The sequence below is a fragment of the Amycolatopsis pittospori genome (assembly GCF_013870525.1).
In the GTDB taxonomy this organism is placed as follows: Bacteria; Actinomycetota; Actinomycetes; order Mycobacteriales; family Pseudonocardiaceae; genus Amycolatopsis; species Amycolatopsis pittospori.
In genome coordinates this window covers 45,686-66,626 of the sequence record NZ_JACBXD010000030.1, presented here as the reverse complement: position 1 = coordinate 66,626, position 20,941 = coordinate 45,686, and the positions used below count along the sequence as shown (strand labels likewise).

20 protein-coding genes are annotated in these 20,941 nt (G+C 68.2%); 11 read left to right on the top strand and 9 right to left on the bottom strand.

The window, feature by feature from the left end; translation table 11 throughout:
* Nucleotides 1-68: 68 nt before the first annotated feature.
* The gene (locus tag H5J31_RS18910; RefSeq protein WP_181773918.1) at nucleotides 69-764 is read left to right on the top strand and encodes an ABC transporter ATP-binding protein; all 696 of its coding nucleotides are present in this window, start codon (nucleotides 69-71) and stop codon (nucleotides 762-764) included.
* Complete coding sequence (locus H5J31_RS18905) at nucleotides 764-3,031, top strand: ABC transporter permease (protein WP_181773917.1); 2,268 nt, start codon at nucleotides 764-766, stop codon at nucleotides 3,029-3,031. The genes H5J31_RS18910 and H5J31_RS18905 overlap by 1 nt, the downstream gene beginning before the upstream one ends.
* A 221-nt stretch (nucleotides 3,032-3,252) precedes the next feature.
* Here the strand turns inward: H5J31_RS18905 and trmB are convergent, their stop codons facing one another.
* The 6 genes from trmB to H5J31_RS18875 form a co-directional block, all read right to left on the bottom strand.
* Nucleotides 3,253-3,960, bottom strand: coding sequence for a tRNA (guanosine(46)-N7)-methyltransferase TrmB (gene trmB / locus H5J31_RS18900; RefSeq protein WP_181773916.1), 708 nt, complete (start codon nucleotides 3,958-3,960; stop codon nucleotides 3,253-3,255).
* A gap of 20 nt (nucleotides 3,961-3,980) precedes the next feature.
* A complete protein-coding gene (locus tag H5J31_RS18895; protein WP_181773935.1) occupies nucleotides 3,981-4,532 on the bottom strand; it encodes a hypothetical protein in 552 nt (183 codons plus the stop codon).
* Nucleotides 4,533-4,690: 158 nt separating this feature from the next.
* Nucleotides 4,691-5,443: a hypothetical protein gene (locus tag H5J31_RS18890; RefSeq protein ID WP_181773915.1), complete on the bottom strand. Its 753-nt coding sequence runs from the start codon at nucleotides 5,441-5,443 to the stop codon at nucleotides 4,691-4,693.
* Entirely contained in the window at nucleotides 5,440-6,360 is a 921-nt protein-coding gene (locus H5J31_RS18885) for an ABC transporter ATP-binding protein (RefSeq protein WP_181773914.1), read from the bottom strand. Before H5J31_RS18885 ends, H5J31_RS18890 begins: the two co-directional genes overlap by 4 nt.
* A gap of 257 nt (nucleotides 6,361-6,617) precedes the next feature.
* A complete protein-coding gene (locus H5J31_RS18880) occupies nucleotides 6,618-7,367 on the bottom strand; it encodes an ABC transporter permease (protein WP_181773913.1) in 750 nt (249 codons plus the stop codon).
* Between the two features lie 37 nt (nucleotides 7,368-7,404).
* Nucleotides 7,405-8,343, bottom strand: a complete 939-nt coding sequence (locus tag H5J31_RS18875; RefSeq protein ID WP_181773912.1) for an ABC transporter ATP-binding protein — start codon at nucleotides 8,341-8,343, stop codon at nucleotides 7,405-7,407.
* A gap of 190 nt (nucleotides 8,344-8,533) precedes the next feature.
* Here H5J31_RS18875 and H5J31_RS18870 point away from each other — a divergent pair, with 190 nt between their 5' ends.
* Together H5J31_RS18870 and H5J31_RS18865 are read left to right on the top strand one after the other, a co-directional pair.
* Nucleotides 8,534-9,124 carry a TetR/AcrR family transcriptional regulator gene (locus H5J31_RS18870; RefSeq protein WP_181773911.1) on the top strand — a complete coding sequence of 197 codons (591 nt, stop codon included), beginning with the start codon at nucleotides 8,534-8,536 and terminating at the stop codon, nucleotides 9,122-9,124.
* The gene (locus H5J31_RS18865; RefSeq protein ID WP_181773910.1) at nucleotides 9,114-10,025 is read left to right on the top strand and encodes an SDR family NAD(P)-dependent oxidoreductase; all 912 of its coding nucleotides are present in this window, start codon (nucleotides 9,114-9,116) and stop codon (nucleotides 10,023-10,025) included. The genes H5J31_RS18870 and H5J31_RS18865 overlap by 11 nt, the downstream gene beginning before the upstream one ends.
* 19 nt (nucleotides 10,026-10,044) lie before the next feature.
* On the opposite strand, the gene H5J31_RS18860 is transcribed toward H5J31_RS18865, so the two are convergent.
* The 3 genes from H5J31_RS18860 to H5J31_RS18850 form a co-directional block, all read right to left on the bottom strand.
* Entirely contained in the window at nucleotides 10,045-10,458 is a 414-nt protein-coding gene (locus H5J31_RS18860; protein WP_181773909.1) for a VOC family protein, read from the bottom strand.
* An 82-nt stretch (nucleotides 10,459-10,540) separates the two neighbouring features.
* Complete coding sequence (locus H5J31_RS18855) at nucleotides 10,541-11,197, bottom strand: response regulator (protein ID WP_034314242.1); 657 nt, start codon at nucleotides 11,195-11,197, stop codon at nucleotides 10,541-10,543.
* A complete protein-coding gene (locus tag H5J31_RS18850; RefSeq protein WP_456237049.1) occupies nucleotides 11,194-12,405 on the bottom strand; it encodes a histidine kinase in 1,212 nt (403 codons plus the stop codon). The genes H5J31_RS18855 and H5J31_RS18850 overlap by 4 nt, the downstream gene beginning before the upstream one ends.
* Before the next feature lie 100 nt (nucleotides 12,406-12,505).
* On the opposite strand from H5J31_RS18850, the gene H5J31_RS18845 reads away from it, so the two are divergent.
* The 7 genes from H5J31_RS18845 to H5J31_RS18815 all read left to right on the top strand — a co-directional run bounded on the left by H5J31_RS18845 (nucleotide 12,506) and on the right by H5J31_RS18815 (nucleotide 20,903).
* The gene (locus H5J31_RS18845; RefSeq protein WP_181773907.1) at nucleotides 12,506-14,137 is read left to right on the top strand and encodes a dynamin family protein; all 1,632 of its coding nucleotides are present in this window, start codon (nucleotides 12,506-12,508) and stop codon (nucleotides 14,135-14,137) included.
* A gap of 140 nt (nucleotides 14,138-14,277) precedes the next feature.
* Nucleotides 14,278-14,757 (top strand): YqeB family protein, encoded by a 480-nt coding sequence (locus H5J31_RS18840; protein WP_181773906.1) that lies wholly within the window; start codon nucleotides 14,278-14,280, stop codon nucleotides 14,755-14,757.
* Nucleotides 14,754-15,410 carry a TetR/AcrR family transcriptional regulator gene (locus H5J31_RS18835; RefSeq protein ID WP_181773905.1) on the top strand — a complete coding sequence of 219 codons (657 nt, stop codon included), beginning with the start codon at nucleotides 14,754-14,756 and terminating at the stop codon, nucleotides 15,408-15,410. The genes H5J31_RS18840 and H5J31_RS18835 overlap by 4 nt, the downstream gene beginning before the upstream one ends.
* Nucleotides 15,411-15,443: 33 nt before the next feature.
* Nucleotides 15,444-15,947 carry a nucleotide exchange factor GrpE gene (grpE, locus tag H5J31_RS18830; protein WP_181773904.1) on the top strand — a complete coding sequence of 168 codons (504 nt, stop codon included), beginning with the start codon at nucleotides 15,444-15,446 and terminating at the stop codon, nucleotides 15,945-15,947.
* Nucleotides 15,944-17,779 (top strand): dynamin family protein, encoded by a 1,836-nt coding sequence (locus H5J31_RS18825; protein ID WP_181773903.1) that lies wholly within the window; start codon nucleotides 15,944-15,946, stop codon nucleotides 17,777-17,779. Before grpE ends, H5J31_RS18825 begins: the two co-directional genes overlap by 4 nt.
* 173 nt (nucleotides 17,780-17,952) lie before the next feature.
* On the top strand, nucleotides 17,953-18,672 hold the full coding sequence (locus tag H5J31_RS18820) for a DUF6802 family protein (RefSeq protein ID WP_181773902.1): 720 nt from the start codon (nucleotides 17,953-17,955) through the stop codon (nucleotides 18,670-18,672).
* A gap of 407 nt (nucleotides 18,673-19,079) precedes the next feature.
* Entirely contained in the window at nucleotides 19,080-20,903 is a 1,824-nt protein-coding gene (locus tag H5J31_RS18815; protein WP_181773901.1) for a phosphoenolpyruvate carboxykinase (GTP), read from the top strand.
* The last annotated feature ends 38 nt before the right edge of the window (nucleotides 20,904-20,941 follow it).

The following is a 20,941-nucleotide window of genomic DNA, read 5'->3' as shown; positions in this document are numbered from 1 at the left end:
GTGGACACAGGTGGTTCACAGCGAAGCTTTGTCCCGAAGCGCAACACGAGCGACAAGGGAGACTCACGGTGGTAGATCCACAGTGGACAGGGCAGCCGGTGCTTTCGGGCCGGGGGCTGGTGAAGCGGTACGGCACGCAGTACGCGCTGGCCGGGATCGACATCGACATCCAGGCGGGTGACGCGGTCGCCATCGTCGGGCCGTCCGGTTCGGGCAAGACCTCCCTGCTGCACGTGCTCGCGGGGATCCTCCGCGCCGATTCCGGGCAGATCTTCCTGTCCGGGCAGCGGATCGATCAGCTCAACGAGCGCAAGCGCAGCGAACTCCGCCGTTCCGAGTTCGGTTTCGTGTTCCAGTCCGGGATGCTCGTCGCCGAATTGAGCGCCGAAGAGAACGTCGCGCTGCCTTCGCTGCTGAGTGGCAAGGGGCGTAAGGAATCCATCGACGCCGGCCGTGAATGGCTCGCGAAGCTCGGCCTCGAAGGCAAGGAAAAGCGCCGCCCCGGCGAGCTTTCCGGCGGTGAGGCGCAGCGCGTCGCGATCGCACGGGCGCTGACGCACCGGCCGAAGGTGATCTTCGCCGACGAGCCGACCGGCGCGCTCGACACCCGCACCGGCCGCGCCACCATGGACGCGCTGCTCGTGGCGGCCGCGGACAGCGGCGCCGCGGTGATCGTGGTGACCCACGACCGCGAACTCGCCGAAGCCATGCCGAGGACGGTCTCCATCCGCGACGGCCTGATCGCGACGAGGTTGGCTGCCTGATGAACAGCTTCCAGCTGGCCATGCGGGTGCTCCGGGTCGACCGCCGGACCCGCACGTCGGCCATCCTCACCGCGGTCGGGGTCGCCGTCGCGACCAGTCTGGTGCTCCTGCTGGCCTCCCTCCCGGGTGCCACGCAGGCCCGCTCGCAGCGGGCGATCTGGCAGGACGTCTACAGCTACAACTACAGCTCGAGTTCCGCCCCCGGCGAGTCGGCCAAGCCGCAGGGGCCGCTGCTGATGGCGGCGAACAAGGACTACACCGGCGACCTCGAGATCACCCGCGTCGACATCGCGCAGACCGGCAACTCGCCGATGCTCAGCCTCCCGCCGGGCATCCCGAAGCTGCCCGGCCCCGGTGAGGCGATCGTTTCGCCCGCACTGGGGAAACTGATCCAGTCGACGCCGCAGAACCAGCTCGGGGACCGGTTCGGCAAGCTCGTCGACGCGCTCGGACCCGAGTCCTTGATGTACCCGGAGCAGCTGGTCGCCGTCGTCGGCCACACGCCCGAGTCGATGCCGCAGTCGGCGCAGGCCGCGGACGGCTTCCCCAACAAGGAGGCCAAGCCCGACCCGCTGCTCGAACTGCTCGCCTGGGTCGGCGTCATCGTCCTTCTCGTGCCGAGCCTGGTGCTCGTCGCGTCGTCGGCCCGGCTCACCGCCGCCCGGCGTGAGCTGAGGATGGCGGCGCTGCGGCTCGCCGGGGCGACTCCCGGCCAGGTGACGAAGATCGTCGCCGCCGAAACCGCGTTGTCCGCGGTCGTCGGCGCGCTGCTCGGCATCCTCGTCGCACCGGCACTGCAAGGGCTCTCGACGTTCGTCTCATGGGGCGGCGGGACCTGGCAGGCGTCGGACTTCAGCCTCTCCGTGGGCTCGACCATCGCGGTCGCGGTGGTGATCCCGCTGCTGGTCGTCCTCGCCGGTGTCCTCGGTATCCGCCGGGTATTGAAGACGCCGCTGTTCGCGGCCTCGGCGCACGCTCGCAAACCGCTGCACTGGTGGCGTCTGCTCGCGGTCCCGGTGGCCGGCGCCTTCTTCCTCTTCGCGGTCAGCCAGGACGAAGCCAGCATGGGGATGGTGATGGGCGGCCTGTTCCTGCTGGTCGGATCCGCCGCGATCATCGGACCGTGGGTCACCTCGGCGGTGGGCGGCACCTTCGTCCGGATCTGGCGCAAACCCGCCTCGCTGCTGGCCGGTCGCAGGCTCCGCGACGACCCCAAGGGCGCCTACCGCGCCACGGCGGGTGTGGTGCTCGCGGTGTTCACCGGTTCGATGGCGCTGACGCTGCTGCCGTCGTTCGAATCGATGGCGGGCGGCGGGCGGTCCTTCAAGGACAACGTCCTCTACGCCAACGCCGACGCGACCCACGTCCAGCAGATGGTCGACCAGACGAACGCGTCGCTCGCGAAGCAGGGTGTGCCGGACAAGGCCGTCGCCATCGGCACGGTCTACCTGGCCAGCGGGGAGATGCGCTCGGACGGCACCCAGTCGCTGCAGCGGGCCTTCGTGGCGACCTGCGAGGACGCCTCGAAGCTGATGCGGGTGAACCTCGCCGGCTCGTGCCGTCCGGAGCCGGGGATCTACAGCACCTACACGCTCGACCCTTCGAAGTACCGGGTCACCCCGGAGTACGACCAGGCGGGCCTGCCGCTCGGCGCGAACGTTCCGGTGAACGTCTACCGGGAGTCCGAGAAGGACACGTCGAGCGTGATCGTCGTCGACCCGGCCCTGGTGCCTGCCGGGATCACGTCGAAGTACCTCGACGTGGTGGTGCCGACGACCCCGGCGAACGCCGAGGTCGTGCGGACCGCGCTGGTCGAGGCGGCGCCGGGTGAAGAGGTCGGCAGCCGGGGCCTGCACATGATCAGCCAGCAGCAGGAACTCGCCGACCTGCGGCGCGTCACCGTGATCGGCCTGATCGCGGCCGGGGTCCTCGCGGGCTGCAGCGCGGCCGTGGCGACCGCCGGTTCGGTGATGGACCGCCGTCGCACCTTCGGGGCGCTCATCGCGGCCGGGACACCGGTCCGGGTGCTGGCGAGGGCGCTGCGGATGGAGGCCGCCCTGCCCGCGATGGTGGCGACCCTCGGCGCGGGGGTGGTCGGGATCGGAGTCGGCGTGGGGCTCTACAGCATGGTCGAAAAGGACCCTGTGGTGCTGAGCCCGTGGCTGCTGGCGCCCGTGGTGCTGGGAATCGGGGTGGCGTTGCTCGGGGCATCCGTCTCGACCCCGGCGCTCAAGCGGGTGCAGTCGGAGCCTCTGGCCGACGAGTAAGAAGGTTCGCCCGAATGGCGTCATGGCGCCGGGGCGGACAGGTCTCGTGGGTGGAGTCGGTGGTACCACCCACGAGCCGGGCGGCCCGGTCGTCCCTCTGTCGGGGGAGGGACGAACGGGCGCCGGGGATGCGCAGGGGGCATCCCGGAGTTCGGGGGTGTGCGAAAGGGCCGGTCAGGACGGGGGACGTCCTGACCGGCCCTTTCAGGCGTTTCAGCCGCTCAGACCCGCTCGAAGATCAGGTCGTGCGAGACACGGCCTTCGACGTCGGCGCGGTTCTCGAACTTCGTGACCGGACGCCACTCCGGACGCGGGGCCCAGCCATCGGGCTCGTCGGCGTACCGGTTGCGCAGGAGCGGCTCGGCCGAGCAGACCTCCATCATCTGCTCCGCGTAGTTCTCCCAGTCGGTCGCCATGTGGAAGGTTCCGCCCGGCGCGAGCCGAGACGCCACCAGCGAGACGAACGCGGGCTGCACGATCCGCCGCTTGTGATGCCGCTTCTTCGGCCACGGGTCCGGGAAGAACAGCCGGACCCCGGACAGCGTGCCCGGCGAGACGTGCTCGGTCAGCAGGATGACGGCGTCGCCGTGCATCAGCCGCAGGTTCTCCACGCCGAGCTTCTCCGCGCGCAGCATCAGCTGGCCCAGTCCGGGGTCGTACACCTCGACCGCGACGTAGTTGAGTTCCGGCGCGGCGGCCGCGAGCTGGGACGTGGTCTCGCCCATACCCGAGCCGATCTCCACCATCACCGGGGCGGGCCTGCCGAACCAGGCGTCGAAATCCACCGGTCCCGCGGGCAGTTCGCCGACGGTGCGGCCGAGCGACGGCCAGAGTTCTTCCCACGCTCGCTGCTGCCCGACGGTCATCCGGCCGCCGCGTTTGACATAACTGACCACGCTGCGCAGCCGTGGCTGGTCCTCGTTCTCCACCCGCCCATTAAACGTGGGGGTTACCGGACCGCTTCGAACTCCCCCAGCCGGGACCGCAGGCCGGCGAATCCGGCGACCGGGATCGGCGGCGGCGTCGTACTGGAATGCGCGGGCAGGACGTCGATCCAGCCGTCGTGGCGGTTGGTGTTCAGCACCGTGGTCGGGATCGAATGCCCGGACGCTCCGCGTTCGGAGGGCATGAACTCCCAGTAGCCGGATTCTCCGTCCGCGGCCCACGGGACGAATTCCCAACCGGGACGCCTGCCGAGCAGGCCGGCGATGCGATCTTCGATGCGGAAACCGAGTTCCCGCGATTCGAGCCTGCCGTCCACGATGGCGCGAAGCCACCATGGCGCGGGAATTTCACCGTGCATTCCACTGGAAGCGCGGTACAACGCCACAACGAGATCTTCGGGAGCGCGGTGCACCCAGGCGCGGCGAATATCGGATGGCCGGGTCGCGGACGCCACCGTGCGTGGCAGTTCGATCGCCTGTGACCATTCGAGGTCGAGCATGGGCTCGAGCCGGGGCTGAATACTTTCCGTGCGGGCTTGCGGGATCGTGCGTTCCACTCCCTGACCGGAATCCACCGTCAAGGATCACCTCCGGGGCCGAGAGCCGAAAATGGCTCATCCCGAGCATCGCCCGGTCAGGAACAGTATGTCCGCTTCCTGTGAGAGAAGCCACAGGCTCTTAACGTGGACTTAACTCCTTTGGAGGCGGTAAAAGCTCACGCGTCCCTTCGGTGGGTGATCATGAGCCCGGCCGCATACACAATCACGCAGATACCAGCGAAATAAGCCAAATAGCCCCACGGCCCCATCGGCGGCTCGAGTTTCATCATCGAAACCGTCAGATCCGATCCGGAAAACTGATTCGCCGCGAAAAACGGCATCCACTGGTAGATGTCGTCGCCCACGCGCGGAATCAGCAGTACGAGTCCCTCGATCAGCTGCGTCCAGACCAAGGCGAACGTGAGCCCGAACGCGGGGCTGCGGAACAGCAGGCCGAGTCCGACGCCGATCAGCCCGGTCAGCAGGAAGGTCAGCCCCTGACCCGCCACCGCGCGCCAGTCGGCGCCGGAGGCGATCCCCAGGTCGGCGGCCGGTTTGATCAGATACGCGACCGCCCACGAGCCGAAGCCCACGAGCAGCCCGATCAGCCCCGAGAACACGCCGACGACGGCGCCCTTCGCCAGCAGCGCCGGTATCCGCGACGGCACCGCCTGGAAGGTGAGCCTCATCGTGCCCCAGCTGAACTCGGTCGCCGCCGCCAGAATGGCGAGGATCAGCACGACGGTGCGGCCGAGCGCGCTGGCGGTCTGCGTCGATCCGACGCTCTCCAGCTCCTCCAACGGAACGAAACCGAAGAACAACGCCGTGTAGGCGAGCGCGCCGACGAGCGCGATGCCGGCGCACCACCAGGGCATCCGCGTGCTCATCAATTTGATCCGCTCCGCGCGGAGCATGTTCGCCGCGGTCATCGGGCGACCTCCGGAACCTGGCCGGTGCCGTATTCGACGGCTTCGGCGGTGAGTTGCATGTACGCGTTTTCGAGCGACCCGGTGAGCGGGCTCAGCTCGTGGAGGGTCGCGCCCGCGGCGAAGGCGAGCTCACCGATGTCGTCGCTGTCCATTTCGGACACGATGAGCGAGCCGTCCTCCTCCCGGAAGTCGGCGCCCTTCTCGGTCAGCGCCGTCCGCAGCTCCGGCAGCTGCGGGCTGCGGACCCGCACACCGAGCCCCTTCGCGCGGCCGACGAAGTCCTCCATCGTGCCCTGATAGATCAGCTTGCCGCGGCCGATCACCACGAGGTCCTGCGCGGTCTGCGCCATCTCCGGCAGCAGGTGGCTGGACACGAACACGGTGCGGCCCTCGGCGGCGAGCGCGTGCATCAGCTGCCGGATCCACACGATGCCCTCGGGGTCGAGCCCGTTGACCGGCTCGTCGAACAGCAGCACACGCGGGTCGCCGAGCAACGCCGTCGCGATCCCGAGCCGCTGCGACATCCCGAGCGAGAACTGCCCCGCCCGTTTGCGGGCGACCGACTCCAGCCCGACCAGCCGCAGCACCTCGTCGACCCGCTTGTCGGGCAGGCCGTTGGTCGCGGCGATCCACCGCAGATGCTCGCGCGCGGTCCGGCCGGGGTGCCGCCAGGTGGCGTCGATCATCCCGCCGACCGTCCGAAGTGGATCACGCAGCTCGCGGTAGGCCTTGCCGTCGATGCTCACCGAACCCGACGTCGGGTTGTCGAGACCGAGCATCATCCGCATCGTGGTGGACTTCCCCGCCCCGTTGGGGCCCAGGAATCCGGTCACACGGCCCGCTTCGGCCGTGAAGGAAAGGTCGTCGACGGCGAGCTTGTCGCCGTAGCGTTTCGTGAGTGTGGTGGCCTCGATCATCGGCCCTCCCTCCGGTGGATTACGACAGTACCCAACGCTGTGGCGCGGAGCCGGTTTTCGTGGCCGCGTCGCCCTGCGGGTCGTGAGTGGCGATTCGGGTTAGAACCCGAATCGCCACTCACGACCAAGGTGACCCAACGGGAAAGGACCGGGCTGCCCCCCGATAAGGCGGCCCGGTCCTTGTTCCCCTTTTTCTCCCCGTCCGGACGCTTCACTCCCCCGAGCCGAGCGTCCGGCTTTTCTCCCTGTGGAAGTTCTTACGCGTCGCGTTTCTTCGCGACGACCAGCGAGATGGTCAGCAACACCGCCGCGAAACCGGCGAAGTAGGCCAGTGCCCATGCCGGGCTCAGCGTCGAGCTCGACGGCGGAGGCCCATCCACCCCCGGGGTGCCGGCGCCGCGGAGGAACTTGTCGGCGACGTTGAACGGCATCCACTTGTGGATCTCCGCGCCCACCTTCGGGATGAGCTGGATCAGGTCCTCGACCGCGAGGTTGTAGATCAGCAGCAGCGAGATCGCGCCGGCGCTGTGCCGGATCAGGATGCCGATGGCGACCGCGATCACCGAAGCGAGCGCGAAGACCACGCCGACCCCGGCGATGTTGGTCCACTCGGCGGCGGTGTTCAGCGCGAGGTCTTCCGACCGCATGACCGACGCGAGTCCCCAGGCGCCGAACGCGGCGATCTCACCGATCACGAGCGAAAGGATGGCGACGACGCCGGTCTTCGCCAGCAGCGCCGGGGTGCGGTTCGGAACCGCCTGGAACGTGGTGCGGATGGTGCCGAAGCGGTATTCGGTGGTCACCGAAAGCGCGGCGAGCACCATGATCACGGCCATCCCGAACTTCGAACCGAACTGGGACAGGCCCACGTCGGTGAATTCGCCGTCCGGTGCGGCACTGGAGATGATGGCGGAGAAACCGATCACGACCGCGAGGGTGACCAGCGCACACCACCAGGGTGAGCGTGTGGTGAACAGCTTGATGCGTTCCACAGCGAGCAGAGTCATGGCTTTTCTTTCCTCGAAAGAGTTTCGGCAGTGTCGGCTACTGGGCGGCGGCGACCACTTCGGCGGCTTCGGCTTCGAGACCCGTGTGGTACTCGACCGAGTCGCCGGTGATCTGCATGAAGGCCTGCTCCAGGGAGCCGGTCTGCGGGCTGAGCTCGTGCAGCACGATCTGGTTGGCCGCGGCGATCTCGCCGATCTTGGCACTGTCCAAACCGGACACGACGAGCGCACTGTCGCCGTCGGTGACCTGGGCGCTCGCCTGGGTGAGCACGGCGCGCAGTGCGGGCAGTTGCGGCGACCGGACCTTGACCGTGTTCTCGGCGGCCCGTGACACGAACTCTTCGGTGGAGGACTGGGAGATCAGCTGCCCCTTGCCGATCACGACCAGGTGGCTCGCGGTGAGCGCCATCTCCGAAAGCAGATGCGAGGAGACCAGCACGGTGCGTCCGTCGTCGGCCAGCCGGTGCATGAACTTCCGGATCCAGAGGATGCCCTCGGGGTCGAGGCCGTTGACCGGCTCGTCGAAGAGGAGGACCTCGGGGTCTCCCAGCAGCGCCGCGGCGATCCCCAGTCGCTGCGACATGCCGAGGGAGAAACCGCCCGCGCGCTTTCCGGCGACGCTGGTGAGCCCGACGGTTTCGAGCACCTCGTCGACCCGGGAAGCCGGGATCTTGTTGGACTTCGCCATCCACTGCAGATGCGCCCGCGCCGACCGGTTGGGGTGTACCCATTTGGCGTCCAGCAGGGCCCCGACCGTCCGAAGTGGATCTTTCAGCTCGCGGTAGAGCTTGCCCCCGATGCGCACTTCGCCCGCTGTGGGGTTGTCCAGGCCGAGGATCATCCGCATGGTCGTCGACTTGCCTGCCCCGTTGGGCCCGAGGAAACCGGTGACCTCCCCTGCCGCGACGGAGAAGGACAGGTTGTTCACCGCCAGTGTCTTGCCGTACCGCTTGGTGAGGCCCACTGCCTCGATCATGTCTGCTCCCCTCGGCGACTGCGAGAACAATCGTCGTCCATGTGGGTGGCCGAGCGCGTCATCCTGAGGTGCCAACCTGGTACCCGACCTGAGGATTAGCTTGCCGTCTCCCGACGGCGTACGCGATCGGTGACACCCCTGAGAGTGACCCTGAATTGCCAGGGTTAATGAACCGTGGTTCAATAACTGTATGGCGAGGCCTCGCACCATCACCGATGAACGACTGTTGCAGGCCGCGGAGTCCGTGATCGGCATGGTCGGTCCGGGTTTCACGCTGGCCCAGGTGGCCAAGGAGGCCGGGGTCGCGGTCGGCACGATCGCCCAGCGGTTCGGCTCCAAGAACGGCCTTTTGCAGGCGTTGAGCCGGATGAACACGGAGTACGTCGTAGGGCGGATGCGGGAATGCGGCGAGGCGGCCGATCCCGTGGAAGGTCTGCGGGCGGCGGTCGTCGTGGTCTACGAGGGATTGGGTACCGCCGAGACCGCGGCGAACCACCTCGGGCAGCTCGGAGCGGACATCGGGGATCCGGAACTCCGGGCACTGCTCGGCGTGCATTTCACCGCCGTGGAAGGGGAATTGCGGCGGCTGGTGCGGCTCGCGGCGCGTGACCTGCCGGGTGCGCCGGGTGTCGTCCGCGCGGCGCGAGTGCTGCTGGGGGTGGCCAACGGGGCTTCGCTGGACTGGTCGATCCGGCCGAAGGGCCGGTACGTCGACCGTGTGGGGCAAGACGTGGACGCGGTGCTGACCGCGTGGAAGGGAAGTATCCGAAGTGGATCATAAAGTAGCGGTGGTCACCGGGGCGACGCGTGGTTGTGGCCGGGCGATCGCGGTGGAACTGGGCAGGCTCGGCTGGACGGTGTTCGTCACCGGCCGCACGACGCGGGAGCGCCAGTCGCCGATGAAGCGTTCGGAGACGATCGAGGACACCGCGGAACTCGTCGACGCGGCGGGCGGCCGGGGGATCGCCGTCCGCACCGACTTCACCGTAGTGTCCGATGTGGACGCTCTGAAGGCGCGGATCGAGTCCGAAGTGGACGGCCGGATCGACGTCCTGGTCGACGACGTCTGGGGCGGCGACCCGTTAGCGGACTTCGAAGGGGAGTACTGGGATTCCAGTCTCGACGACGCGCTCACCCTGGTGCACAACGCGCTCGACACCCATCTGATCGCGCTGCACCGGCTCCTCCCGCTCGTCGTGAAGTCCGAGGGTGGTCTCGTCCTCGAGGTCACCGACGGTGATCACGACGAGTACGTCGGTGCGGGGATCCCGTACTTCCTCGCGAAGTCCGGTGTCCGCGCGATCGGCAGGGCGTTGGGGGCCGAACTGAAGAAGTACGGCTGCGTCGGCATGACCGTGACGCCGGGCTTCCTGCGGTCGGAGGCGATGCTCGACTACTTCAAGGTCACCGAGGAGACGTGGCGGGACGCGGTCGGCAAGGCCGCACCGGTCGACTTCGCCATCTCGGAGACCCCGACGCTGCTCGGGCGTGGTGTCGCGAAGCTGGCGACCGACCCGGAGGTCTCGCGATTCGCCGGCAAGACGCTGGCGTCGTGGACGCTGATGAACGAATACGGCCTGACCGACGTCGACGGCTCGCGCCCCGACTTCGGCAAGTGGATGGCCGAAGTCAGGGACGCGGGCAAGGATCCGGAGACGGCGGACCACGCCCTGTACCGCTGAGTCACCGTGCTGGCCGGGTCTACTTCTTCCCGGCCAGCACGTCCAGGTAGTGCTGGTTGAACATGACGCCGAGCACGTTGCCGAACGGGTCGACGACGGCCGCCGTGACGAAGCCCGGACCGCGCTCGATGATCGGCTCGTACTCCTTCGCGCCCTTCTCGAGCAGCTTCGCGAAGGCGTCCTCGACGTTGTCGACGGCCCAGTTCGCGATCGCCCCGCCGGGTCCCGGCTGAGCGAGCGAAGGCCGGTAGTCGCCGCGGACCAAGCCGAACTCGTGCTGGTAGTCGCCGATCCGGAACTCGACGTACGCCGGCTTCTCGTCGGGACCGTTGCGGACGAAGTACGGCTCGACCCCGAAGAGGTCGGAGTACCAGTCGATCGCGGCGGTCATGTCGTCGGCGTAGAACGTGGTGGTGGTGAGTCCTCGCAACATTTCGTTCTCCTCCAGTGGGTGGCTCTGGAGATAAGGATCCACCGCAAAGTGCTCACCGAATGAGCACTTTCCGAAGAGATTTCTACGTGACTCCGGGCCGGGCCAATCCGGTCTCGTACGCGAGCACGACGGCCTGCACCCGATCCCGCAGATCCAGCTTCGACAGGATCCGCCCGACGTGCGTCTTCACCGTCGCCTCGGACAGGAAGAGCGTCTCGGCGATCTCCAGGTTCGAGAGGCCCTTCGCGATCAGCACGAGCACCTCCCGCTCCCGTTCGGTCAGGACGTCGAGTTCGGCCGCGTCCCGCAGGGGCTTCCCGCCGCCGCCGACGAACCGGTCGAGCAGCCGCCGGGTCACCGACGGCGAGACCACGGCGTCGCCCGAAGCGACCGCCCGCAACGCCGAGACCAGGTGATCCGGCTGCGTGTCCTTCAGCAGGAACCCGCTCGCCCCGCCCTGCAGCGCCGAATAGACGTACTCGTCCAGGTCGAACGTGGTCATGACGAGCACCCGCGCCGTCCCGGCTTCGACGATGCGCTTCGTCGCCTCGACCCCGTCGAGCACCGGCATCCGGACGTCCATCAGCACGACGTCCGGTCGCAGTTCCTCCGCCAGGCGGATGGCCTGCGCACCGTCACCCGCCTCGCCGACGACATCGATGTCGGCCTGCGCGCCCAGGACCATCCGGAACCCGACGCGCATCAATTCCTGGTCGTCGACGACCACCACTCGGATCACGTCGCCAACCTAACCGGGAGCCTCGCGTGCACTTGCCACCCTCCACCGGGAGCGGGACCGACCTCCAGCGTGCCGCCGAAGACGTTGGCCCGTTCCCTCATTCCGATCAATCCGTTCCCACCGGGGACCGAAAGCCTTCGCGGCCCGGCCGGTGCGGCGTGTGGTGCCGTTCTCGTGGCGGTGGTGGGTACCAGTTGCTTCGCGCGTCCGGCACCGTCATCGGCGACCACGACGTCGATCACGTCGGCTTCCCGGCGTACTCGTACTTCCGCCTGCGCGCCCTGTCCGGCGTGCTTCAGCGTGTTCGTCAGCGACTCCTGCACGATCCGGTACACGCCGAGCGAGACACCGGCGGGCAGTCCCACCAGGGCTTCCGAGCCGATCGCCAGCGTCACCGGTACGCCCGCCTGGCGGATCCGGTCCGCGAGGTCGGTCAGCGCGCTGGCGTCCGGCTGCGGCACGCGCGGTTCGTCGTCGCCGTCGCTGCGGAGCACGTCCAGTAGCCGCCGCAGTTCGGCGAGCGCGCCGCGGCCGGTCTCCGAAATCGTCTGCAAGGCCCGTTTCGCCATTTCGGGGTTCCCGTCGACCGCGTAGGACGCGCCGTCGGCCTGCACGACCATGACACTCACCGCGTGCGCGACGACGTCGTGCAGCTCACGGGCGATCCGTCCGCGTTCCTCGCCGACGGCGATCCTGGTCGCCTGGTCCCGTTCCGTCTCAAGTAGATGCAACCTGGCTTCCACCTCCTCGTGATAGGCACGCCTCGCGCCGGCGAACTCGCCGAGCGTCCAGCACAGTGCGATGGCGAAGACCCCGATGATCGCCAGCACCCAGACGTCCTCCGGGGGATCGACCCACAGCTGGATCACCGAGGTCACGATCGTCGCCAGCAGGAACAGCAGCCCCTGCTTGCGGCCGACGTAGACCAGCACCGAGTAGACACTGATCATGATCGCCAGCCCGCTGGCCGCACCCAGTTCGAGCGCGCCGTGCGGGATGCCGATGGCCAGCAGCAGGTACGTCGACCACAGCGTGGCCTTCCGCCGGAAGATCAGCGGGACGACCATCGCGATGTCCAGCGGCACCACCACGTACCAGGGCGGCATCGGGACTTCCGGCGTCTCGACCGCCGCCACGAAGAACAGCAGGTCGGTCAGCAGGAGGACGACGGCGATGAAACTGTCCCCGGCCATGGGGTGAGCACGCATCCAGAGGCTTAACCGTCGCACCTGGTAACACTATGTCGGCTTCGGCCGTCCGCGCGTCGGTCGCCGGTACCACCTTCGGTGCGACCCGAGGATGAGCGGCATGGCACGATTCGACGCGACGAGCTCGAAGACGGGGAGGGGGACGGTGGCCGTGACGTCAGCGACGGAACAGGGGCGGCTCGCCGGCCCGCTGTCGATGTCGGTGGCGAACCTCTGCCATCGCCTGCAGGCGCAGGTGTCCCCGCGGACCGCGGCCGGGTTCGCGGAGGTGCTGCGCAGGCTCGGCGGACCGCTCCAGGTCGCCGTCGCCGGCCGGATCAAATCGGGGAAGTCCACGCTGGTCAACGCCCTGATCGGGCGCCGGGTCGCGCCTACCGACGTCGGCGAGTGCACGCGGCTGGTGACCAGGTTCCAGTACGGCACGGTCGACCGCGTCGAGATCGTCTTCAACGACGGCCGCAAGCAGGTGCTGCCGTTCGCCGCCGACGGGATGATCCCGGCCGAGCTGGGCATCGACATCGAGAAGGTCTCGCATATCGAGGCGTACCTCACCAACGCCGTCCTGCAGGGTATGACCGTCATCGACACCCCCGGCCTCGGCTCGCTCGACGCCGCCTCGGTGTCGCGGACCGAGCAGTTGCTGGGCGCGGCGAAGCACCGCAAGCCCGACGACGGCGAAGAAGACGACAGCGCCGATTCCGAAGGCTCCGACGAGCTGGACGACACTTCGCGCAACGCCGTCGCGGGCGCGGAGGCCGTTCTCTACGTCGTCACGCAGGGCGTGCGCGCCGACGACCAGCAGGCGCTGGCCGCGTTCACCGCCGCGACCGCGAGCCGAGAGGCCGGCCCGGTCAACGCGATCGCGGTGCTCAACAAGGCGGACACCATCGCGCCGGAGTCGGTCGAGGGCTCGGGCGGCGACGTCTGGAAGGCCGCGACGCTCCTTTCGGAGAAGCAGGCCGCGACGCTCAAGCCGCGGGTCGCGGACGTGTTGCCGGTGATCGGGTTGATCGCGGAGTCGGCCGAGTCCGGCGGGTTCACCTCCGGCGACGCCGAGGCGCTGCGCCAGCTGTCCGAGATGGACGACGACATCCTCGAAACCATGCTGATCTCGGCGGACATCTTCACCAGCTGGGACTGCGACGTCGCGGCCGGGACCAGGCTGCGGCTGCTGGAGAAGCTGGACCTGTTCGGCGTCCGGTTCGCCGTCGAGACCATCCGTGCGGAACCGGAGATCACCGCCGGTTCGCTGCGGCGGAAGCTGCTCGACGCCTCCGGTCTCGAAGCCGTCCGCCAGCGGCTGAGCATCGTCTTCGCCGCCCGCGCCGACGGCATCAAGGCGGCCGCCGCGCTGGCGTCGGTCACCGCGTTGGCCCACGCCTCCGGTGACCCGGGCGAACGGCAGCGCGTCCACGACGCGATCGAGGTCCTGCTCGCCAAGCCCGAGGCGCACCAGCTCCGGCTGCTCGAAGCGCTCACGCTGGTCGCGTCCGGCGCCGTCGACATGCCCGAGGACCTCTCCGAGGAGGTCCTGCGGGTCGGCAGCAACGCCGACATCGGTGCCCAGCTGGGTAAACCCGGCGCTTCCCGGACCGACCTCGCCGCGCACGCGCTGGAACGCGCCGGCTGGTGGCGCTCCTTCGCGTCCTTCGGCGCGACGCCCGCTCAGAGCCGCGTCGCGCACGTCGTCCACCGGGCGTACTTCCTCATCTGGCAGCAGATCCGCGACTGACCTCCCGCTCCTCCACTTCCCGCGTTTAGTCCTCTGGATGCGGTACTTGCACGTGCAAGTACCGCATCCAGAGGACTAAACGCGGGCTTTTCCAGGACCTCGGATTGATAAACCGAGCGCTCGGTCTAATAATGGAGCCCATGGAAACGATCGTCGACGAGCCCCAGTGGCTTCGCACGGCTTCTTGGGTCGGCTGTCCGCTGGCGGGCGCCGGGCTCGGCTGGTTCCTCCAGTCGATCTCCGGCTGGGTGGCCTCCCTGAGCTGGGTCCCGTTCAAGGGCCCGTTCCAGCTCGTGTCGGACATCCCCCAGCCGTGGGGCACGGTCACCGGGATCGGCGTCGGCGTGGTCCTCGGCCTGCTGTTCGCCGGGGTCTGGGCGCACGAACGCCTGATCGTCAAGGTGACGCCCACGCGGATCACGCTCACCGTCAAGGGCCGCACCCGTGCCTACGAGGCCAAGCTGCAGGCCGTCTTCCTCGACGGCAAGGAGCTCGTCCTGCTCGCCGCCGACGGCCGTGAGCTGGCGCGGGAGAAGGGTGACGTCGACCGCCAAGCCGTCGCCAAGGCCTTCCTCGAATACGGCTACCCCTGGCATGACGAGCCGCCGGCGGTGAAATGAGGACGGTCGACCCGGCGAAGCACGAGGCGAAGCGCCGCGCGATCCTCGACGCCGCCACGGTGTGCTTCGCGGAGAAGGGTTTCGAGAAGACCACGACTGCGGAGATCTGCCGAGCGGCGGGGATCAGTACCGGCAGCCTGTTCCACTACTTCCCGAACAAGCGCGCGGTGTTCGTCGGCATCTTCGAGCAGGACGGCGACGAGACCGCGGCCCTGCTCGCGGCCGCCAGGGAGATCGAGGACACCTGGGAAGCCATCGTCCAGGTCATCGCGCACGTCTCCGAGCAGCTTCTGCACCCGCTCACGGCGAAGCTCGTCCTCGAAGTCGCCGCGCAATGCGCCCGCGACGCGGAGCTGGCCGAGTTGATCCAGGGCAACGACCGCGTCCTGCGTGACGGCCTCCTCGGCCTCGTGGAGCAGGCGATCGAAGCGGGCCGGATCGATCCCGGCATCGAGGCGAAGGCGACCGCCGACTGGCTCACCGCGTTGATCGACGCACCGCTTTCCCGGGTGATCCTGGACCCAGGACTGGATCCGGCCGCGGAAATCGAGGTGATGAAGGTGATCCTCGCCAGATTCCTTCGTCCCGTTCTGCCGATTTCGCCCCCGGCCGGCGGAGAAGTATCCGACACTGGTGAAATCTCTCCGGGCTGATCGGGCGGCCCGGGAACACCATTACGGGGGTCGATGCGGGTGGGAGCCTGGCTGCGCAAGAAGGCTGTCGCGGAGGAGAACCCGGACGATGTGCCGACCAACCAGATCTCGGCCGTGAGCATCGCGCGGATCATCGCCGAAGTGGACGGTGAGACTTCGCCGTCCGACGGAACCGAAGCCGTCGAAACCGCGTCGAATACCGATGTGGAGTCCACGACCACGGGTCCGGCCGACCTCGAACAGGCTCTCGCCGACAGGCAGGCGCTGATCCAGCTCTGCCTGTACGCGCTCGATCGCGCCCGCAGTGGCGGCGTGGTCGAGCGGCTCGAACACGGTCTCGCCGGGATCGGCGTCCGTGCCCTTCGCCCGGACGGCGAGCGGTTCGACCCGGCCGTGCACGAGGCAGGCGGCGCCGTCGCGACCGAAGATCCGGCACTCGAAGGCATGGTCGCGGAGACCGAGGTCGTCGGCTTCGCCGATCACGACCGGGTCCTGCGCGCGCCGATCGTCATCGTCTACGCGAAGAAGGCCCTGTGACCGCTCCGAGCGCCGCGGCCAGCCTTCCGGCGGTCGTGAAGAGCACGCGCGAGCAGCTGCTCACCGTCGTCCGTGAAGCCGATCCTCAGGCCGCGAAGTGGGTCGAAGACGTCCAGAAGACGCGGCCGAAGAAGCCGTCCGTCGTGGTGGTCGGCGAGACCAACCGCGGCAAGAGCTCGCTCGTGAACGCGCTTCTCTCCATGCCAGGTCTGTCCCCTGTGGACGCCGACGTCGCGACGGCGACGTATCTCGTCTTCGAGCACGCGCAGCAGTGGTCCGCGCAGGCCTGTTACCCGGGCCAGCTGGCGCCGGTGCCGATCGACCTCAACGACCTGATCCGCTGGGTCTCGGCCGCGCACGAACTGCCGGAGGGTCAGATCCCGCCGCGCTACGTCGAGGTCTCCGGCCCGGTCCCCCTGCTCGAACGCGTGTCCATTGTGGACACGCCGGGGGTCGGTGGGCTCGACTCGATGCACGGCGAACTGGCGAAGGAGGCGGCGGCCGGTGCCACCGCGCTGCTGTTCGTCGTCGACGCCTCCGCGCCGTTCACCTCGCAGGAGCTGCAGTTCCTGCAGACCATGGGCGAGCGCGTCGAGACCGTGTTGTTCGCGCTGACCAAGGTCGACCAGTTCCGCGGCTGGCGCGAGGTCCTCGAAGCCGACAGGCGGCTCCTCGCCGAGCACGCGCCCCGGTTCGCGGACGCCGTGTTCCACCCGGTTTCCGCGCGCATGTTCGAGACGGCCGCCAAGGCGCCGAACGAGCAGATGGCCATGATGCTGCGCGAGAAGGCGGGCATCGCCTCGCTCCAGGGCGCGTTGCAGGAGATGCTGGTCGGCCGTTCGGCGATGCTGGGCGAGGCCAACACCCTGCGCGCGCTTTCGAGCGCGCTCGGCGAACTCAAGGCGAAGCTGCAGGCGGAAAGCCGCGCGCTGTCCGCCGGTGAGGCCGAGGCGGAACAACTGCGTCAGCGCCGCGACGACCTGAGCACCGAGCGGCGCTCGTCGACCCGGGGCTGGCAGCTGAAACTGCGCGCCGAGATCCAGCGGACCCGCGTCGAGGTCGGACACGAGACCAGCAGGCAGATGCGCGACGCGCAGACGCATTTCCGCCAGCTGATCGACGGCGCGAAACGCGACGACCTCGCCGCGCTGCCGCAGCAGGTGGACATCGCGTTGCAGACGACGTCGCAGCGTATTTCGATGCTGCTTTCCCAGCGGCTGAACCAGGTCACCAACGTCGCGCTTTCGGAGCTTTTCTCCGCCGAAGAGCTCGACATCATCCGTGGCCAGTTCGCCAGGGCCGGCGGCCCGCCGGTCGTCCTGCGCCCGCCGGACAAGAAGCCGCCGACGGCCGAGGACAAACTGCTCATCTTCATGGGCGTTTCCGGCGGACTCGGCGCCGGGAAGGTCGCGGCACTGCCGCTCGCGGGCGTCGCGATCCTGAACCCGGTGATCCTGCCCGCCACGATCATCATCGGCCTCGGCGCCGGCTGGTGGATGGCGCGCACCCGCAAACACGCGTCCGACAAGCAACATATGAAGCAGTGGCTGGTCGAGGCGATCGCCGACGCGCGGTCCACGTTGGACCAACTCGTCGCGGAGCAGCTGATCGAGGCCGAACAGCAGCTGTCGATGGCGCTCGACGAAGCCCTCGGCCGCCGCATCGACGCGATCGAGGCGGAGCTGAAGGAAGTCGACAAGACGATCAAGATGGGCGCGCAGGAGCGGGCCAAGAAGATCTCGTCCGTCGCGAAGCGCCTGAAGGACGTCTCGGACGGCCGCGACCGCGCCGAGACCCTCCTGGGCCGCATTCGGTCACTGCGCGACGCCTGACCACCGCGTTCAGTCCTCTGGATGCGGTACTTGCACGCGCAAGTACCGCATCCAGAGGACTACTTGCCCTGCTCCGGTCGGCCCAGGCGGGTGGCGCTGTTGTGAAGCGGAACCGAACCGGCCTACGGTGAGTCATAAGCTTCGACACAGCGGTTCTTCAAGGGGGTTTTCCCATGTGGGTCGACGAGAGCGGTGGCACGGACACCGAGGCGGGATCGTCCGCGGAGGCGGTCACGGTCCACGTTGACGGCGAGGAGTACCAGGCCGAGCTCAACTACGACCTCGACAAGGACGGCGTGAACGACGCCGCCGTCATCCAGCACGACGACGGCACCGGCCAGGCGTTCGTCGACACCGATGGCGACGGCGAAGCCGACCAGTACGCGGTGCTCGACGACAACGGCAAGGTCGTCCAGGAGGCCGTCTACGACGAAGCCTCCGGCGCGTGGGTCGAAGCGGGCGGCGCCGACGACAGCGGTAGCGACGCGGGCACCAGCGGCACCATGCACGCCGACATGCCCAACGGCGACGTCGAGGTCGGCCCGCCGACGATCGACACCGATGGTGACGGCACCCCCGACACCGCTGTCATCCAGACCGAGGACGGCCGCACGATCGCCTTCACCGACAAGGACGGTGACGGCAAGGCCGACATCGCGGTGGAAACGGACGCTTCGGGCAACTCGAAGACCTACGAGCACACCGGCCCCGGCCAGTGGACCGAGACCGGCAGCGGCGTGGTCAACGAGGACATCGGCTCGGCTTTCGCGAACACTCCGGCCGCCGTCGGCGACCCCGCGGGCGACGCGGCGTGGGGTGGCGCGGGCACCGAAACGCTCGAAGGAGTGGCGAAGATCGATTCCGGCACCGGGCAGTGGATCAGCCAGAACTAAATCGCGAAATGGACTAAACCAATAGAAGCGTGGTCCAGTCCATTTCATTAGGCCAATTCGTGTAATCCTGGTCACAGAACAGCCCGGTACGAGACCTCGTACCGGGCTTTCTCGTGTCCGATTTCCCGATCGGGTGTCCCTCTCTTGTGCTGTCGATCACCGGAAGAATTTCTGCGTATGGCCCATTCCGGTGATACTGAATCGATTCCCTTATCGTTCTTGTGAGAGAACCGACAGGTCAGCTCTCGGTTACCTGCCGGTCATCCGGCTACTCTCGGGGAATCCCAAAACCTGCACACCGGTCTTCCCGCCGGTGTGCGAAGCCATTCGGTCGCCGGCACTGAAGCCCGCATCGGAACAGCGTCGTTCCCGGTGTGGGCTTCTGCCGTCGGAAGTCAGGAGTAGAGATGACCGCAGTCGCCATCCCCGGACTGGAAAAAGCGCCTACGACGCACAGCGGCGTCCTGTCCTGGGTCCGGGAGGTCGCCGAACTGACCACCCCGGACCGCGTGGTGTGGGTCGACGGGTCCGACGAAGAGGCCGCGCGCATCAACGCCGAACTGGTCGCCGCCGGCACGTTCGTGCAGCTCGACGCGAAGCCCAACTCGTACTGGGCCGCCTCCGACCCGAATGACGTCGCTCGTGTCGAAGAGCGCACCTTCATCTGTTCGGACGACGAAGAGGACGCGGGTCCCACCAACAACTGGATGGACCCGGCCGAGATGAAGGCCACGATGACCGAGCTGTACCGCGGGTGCATGCGCGGTCGCACGATGTACGTGATCCCCTTCTGCATGGGTCCCCTCGGCGCCGAAGACCCCAAGCTCGGCATCGAGATCACCGACTTCGCCTACGTCGTCGCCTCCATGCGCGTGATGACCCGCGCCGGCAAGGCCGCGCTGGACAAGTTCGTCACCGAGGACGGCACCGAGCGCTCGTTCGTCCCGGCCCTCCACTCCGTCGGCGCGCCGCTGGAGCCCGGTCAGGAGGACGTCTCCTGGCCGTGCAACACCACCAAGTACATCTCGCACTTCCCCGAGACCCGTGAGATCTGGAGCTACGGCTCCGGCTACGGCGGCAACTCGCTCCTGGGCAAGAAGTGCTACTCGCTGCGTATCGGTTCGGTCATCGCCCGCGACGAGGGCTGGCTGGCCGAGCACATGCTGATCCTCAAGCTGATCTCGCCGGAGGACAAGGTCCACTACGTCGCGGCGGCGTTCCCGAGCGCCTGCGGCAAGACCAACCTCGCCATGCTGCAGCCGACCATCCCCGGCTGGCGCGCCGAGACCCTCGGTGACGACATCGCGTGGATGCGGTTCGGCGAGGACGGCCGCCTGTACGCGGTGAACCCCGAGTTCGGCTTCTTCGGCGTCGCGCCGGGCACCGACTGGCACACCAACCCCAACGCGATGCGCACCATCGAGAAGGGCAACACGGTCTACACGAACGTCGCGCTCACCGACGACGGCGACATCTGGTGGGAGGGCATGGGCGACAAGCCCGAGCACGCCACCTCCTGGAAGAAGCAGGACTGGACGCCGGAGTCGGAAGAGAAGGCCGCGCACCCGAACTCGCGCTACTGCACCCCGATGTCGCAGTGCCCGATCCTCGCGCCCGAATGGGACGACCCGCAGGGCGTGCCGATCTCGGCGATCCTGTTCGGTGGCCGCCGCAAGACCACGGTCCCGCTGGTGAACGAGGCCCGCGACTGGCAGCACGGCGTGTTCATGGGCGCCACCATGTCGTCGGAGACCACCGCGGCCGCCGCCGGCGCCGTCGGCAACGTGCGCCGCGACCCGATGGCGATGCTGCCGTTCCTCGGCTACCACGCCGGTGACTACTTCAAGCACTGGCTGGACCTCGGCAAGAACGCCGACGCGGACAAGCTGCCGAAGATCTTCTACGTCAACTGGTTCCGCCGTGGCGACGACGGCCGCTTCCTGTGGCCGGGATTCGGCGAGAACTCGCGCATCCTGAAGTGGGTCATCGACCGCGTCGAGGGCAAGGGCAACGCGAACGAGACCCCGGTCGGCTTCGTGCCGAACGCCGAGGACCTCGACACCGACGGCCTGAAGGAGCCGCTGGCCGACATCCAGGCCGCCCTGGACGTCTCCGCCGACGAGTGGCGCCAGGAACTGCCCCTGATCGAGGAGTGGTTCGAGAAGATCGGCGACAAGGTCCCGTCTTCGCTGCGTGACGAACTGGACGCGCTGAAGCAGCGTCTCGGCTGATTCCCGAAAGCCTGAGAAGGCCTCATCCTCACGGTCAT

Bases quoted from the DNA above. Each gene is read 5' to 3' on its own strand.
- H5J31_RS18860 (WP_181773909.1), bottom strand. From the start codon at position 10,458: ATGTTGCGAGGACTCACCACCACCACGTTCTACGCCGACGACATGACC.
- H5J31_RS18890 (WP_181773915.1), bottom strand. From the start codon at position 5,443: ATGACCGCGGCGAACATGCTCCGCGCGGAGCGGATCAAATTGATGAGC.
- H5J31_RS18880 (WP_181773913.1), bottom strand. From the start codon at position 7,367: ATGACTCTGCTCGCTGTGGAACGCATCAAGCTGTTCACCACACGCTCA.
- H5J31_RS18875 (WP_181773912.1), bottom strand. From the start codon at position 8,343: ATGATCGAGGCAGTGGGCCTCACCAAGCGGTACGGCAAGACACTGGCG.
- H5J31_RS18845 (WP_181773907.1), top strand. From the start codon at position 12,506: ATGGCACGATTCGACGCGACGAGCTCGAAGACGGGGAGGGGGACGGTG.
- H5J31_RS18815 (WP_181773901.1), top strand. From the start codon at position 19,080: ATGACCGCAGTCGCCATCCCCGGACTGGAAAAAGCGCCTACGACGCAC.
- H5J31_RS18835 (WP_181773905.1), top strand. From the start codon at position 14,754: ATGAGGACGGTCGACCCGGCGAAGCACGAGGCGAAGCGCCGCGCGATC.
- H5J31_RS18905 (WP_181773917.1), top strand. From the start codon at position 764: ATGAACAGCTTCCAGCTGGCCATGCGGGTGCTCCGGGTCGACCGCCGG.
- H5J31_RS18840 (WP_181773906.1), top strand. From the start codon at position 14,278: ATGGAAACGATCGTCGACGAGCCCCAGTGGCTTCGCACGGCTTCTTGG.
- H5J31_RS18870 (WP_181773911.1), top strand. From the start codon at position 8,534: ATGGCGAGGCCTCGCACCATCACCGATGAACGACTGTTGCAGGCCGCG.
- H5J31_RS18820 (WP_181773902.1), top strand. From the start codon at position 17,953: ATGTGGGTCGACGAGAGCGGTGGCACGGACACCGAGGCGGGATCGTCC.
- H5J31_RS18850 (WP_456237049.1), bottom strand. From the start codon at position 12,405: ATGCGTGCTCACCCCATGGCCGGGGACAGTTTCATCGCCGTCGTCCTC.
- H5J31_RS18885 (WP_181773914.1), bottom strand. From the start codon at position 6,360: ATGATCGAGGCCACCACACTCACGAAACGCTACGGCGACAAGCTCGCC.
- grpE (WP_181773904.1), top strand. From the start codon at position 15,444: ATGCGGGTGGGAGCCTGGCTGCGCAAGAAGGCTGTCGCGGAGGAGAAC.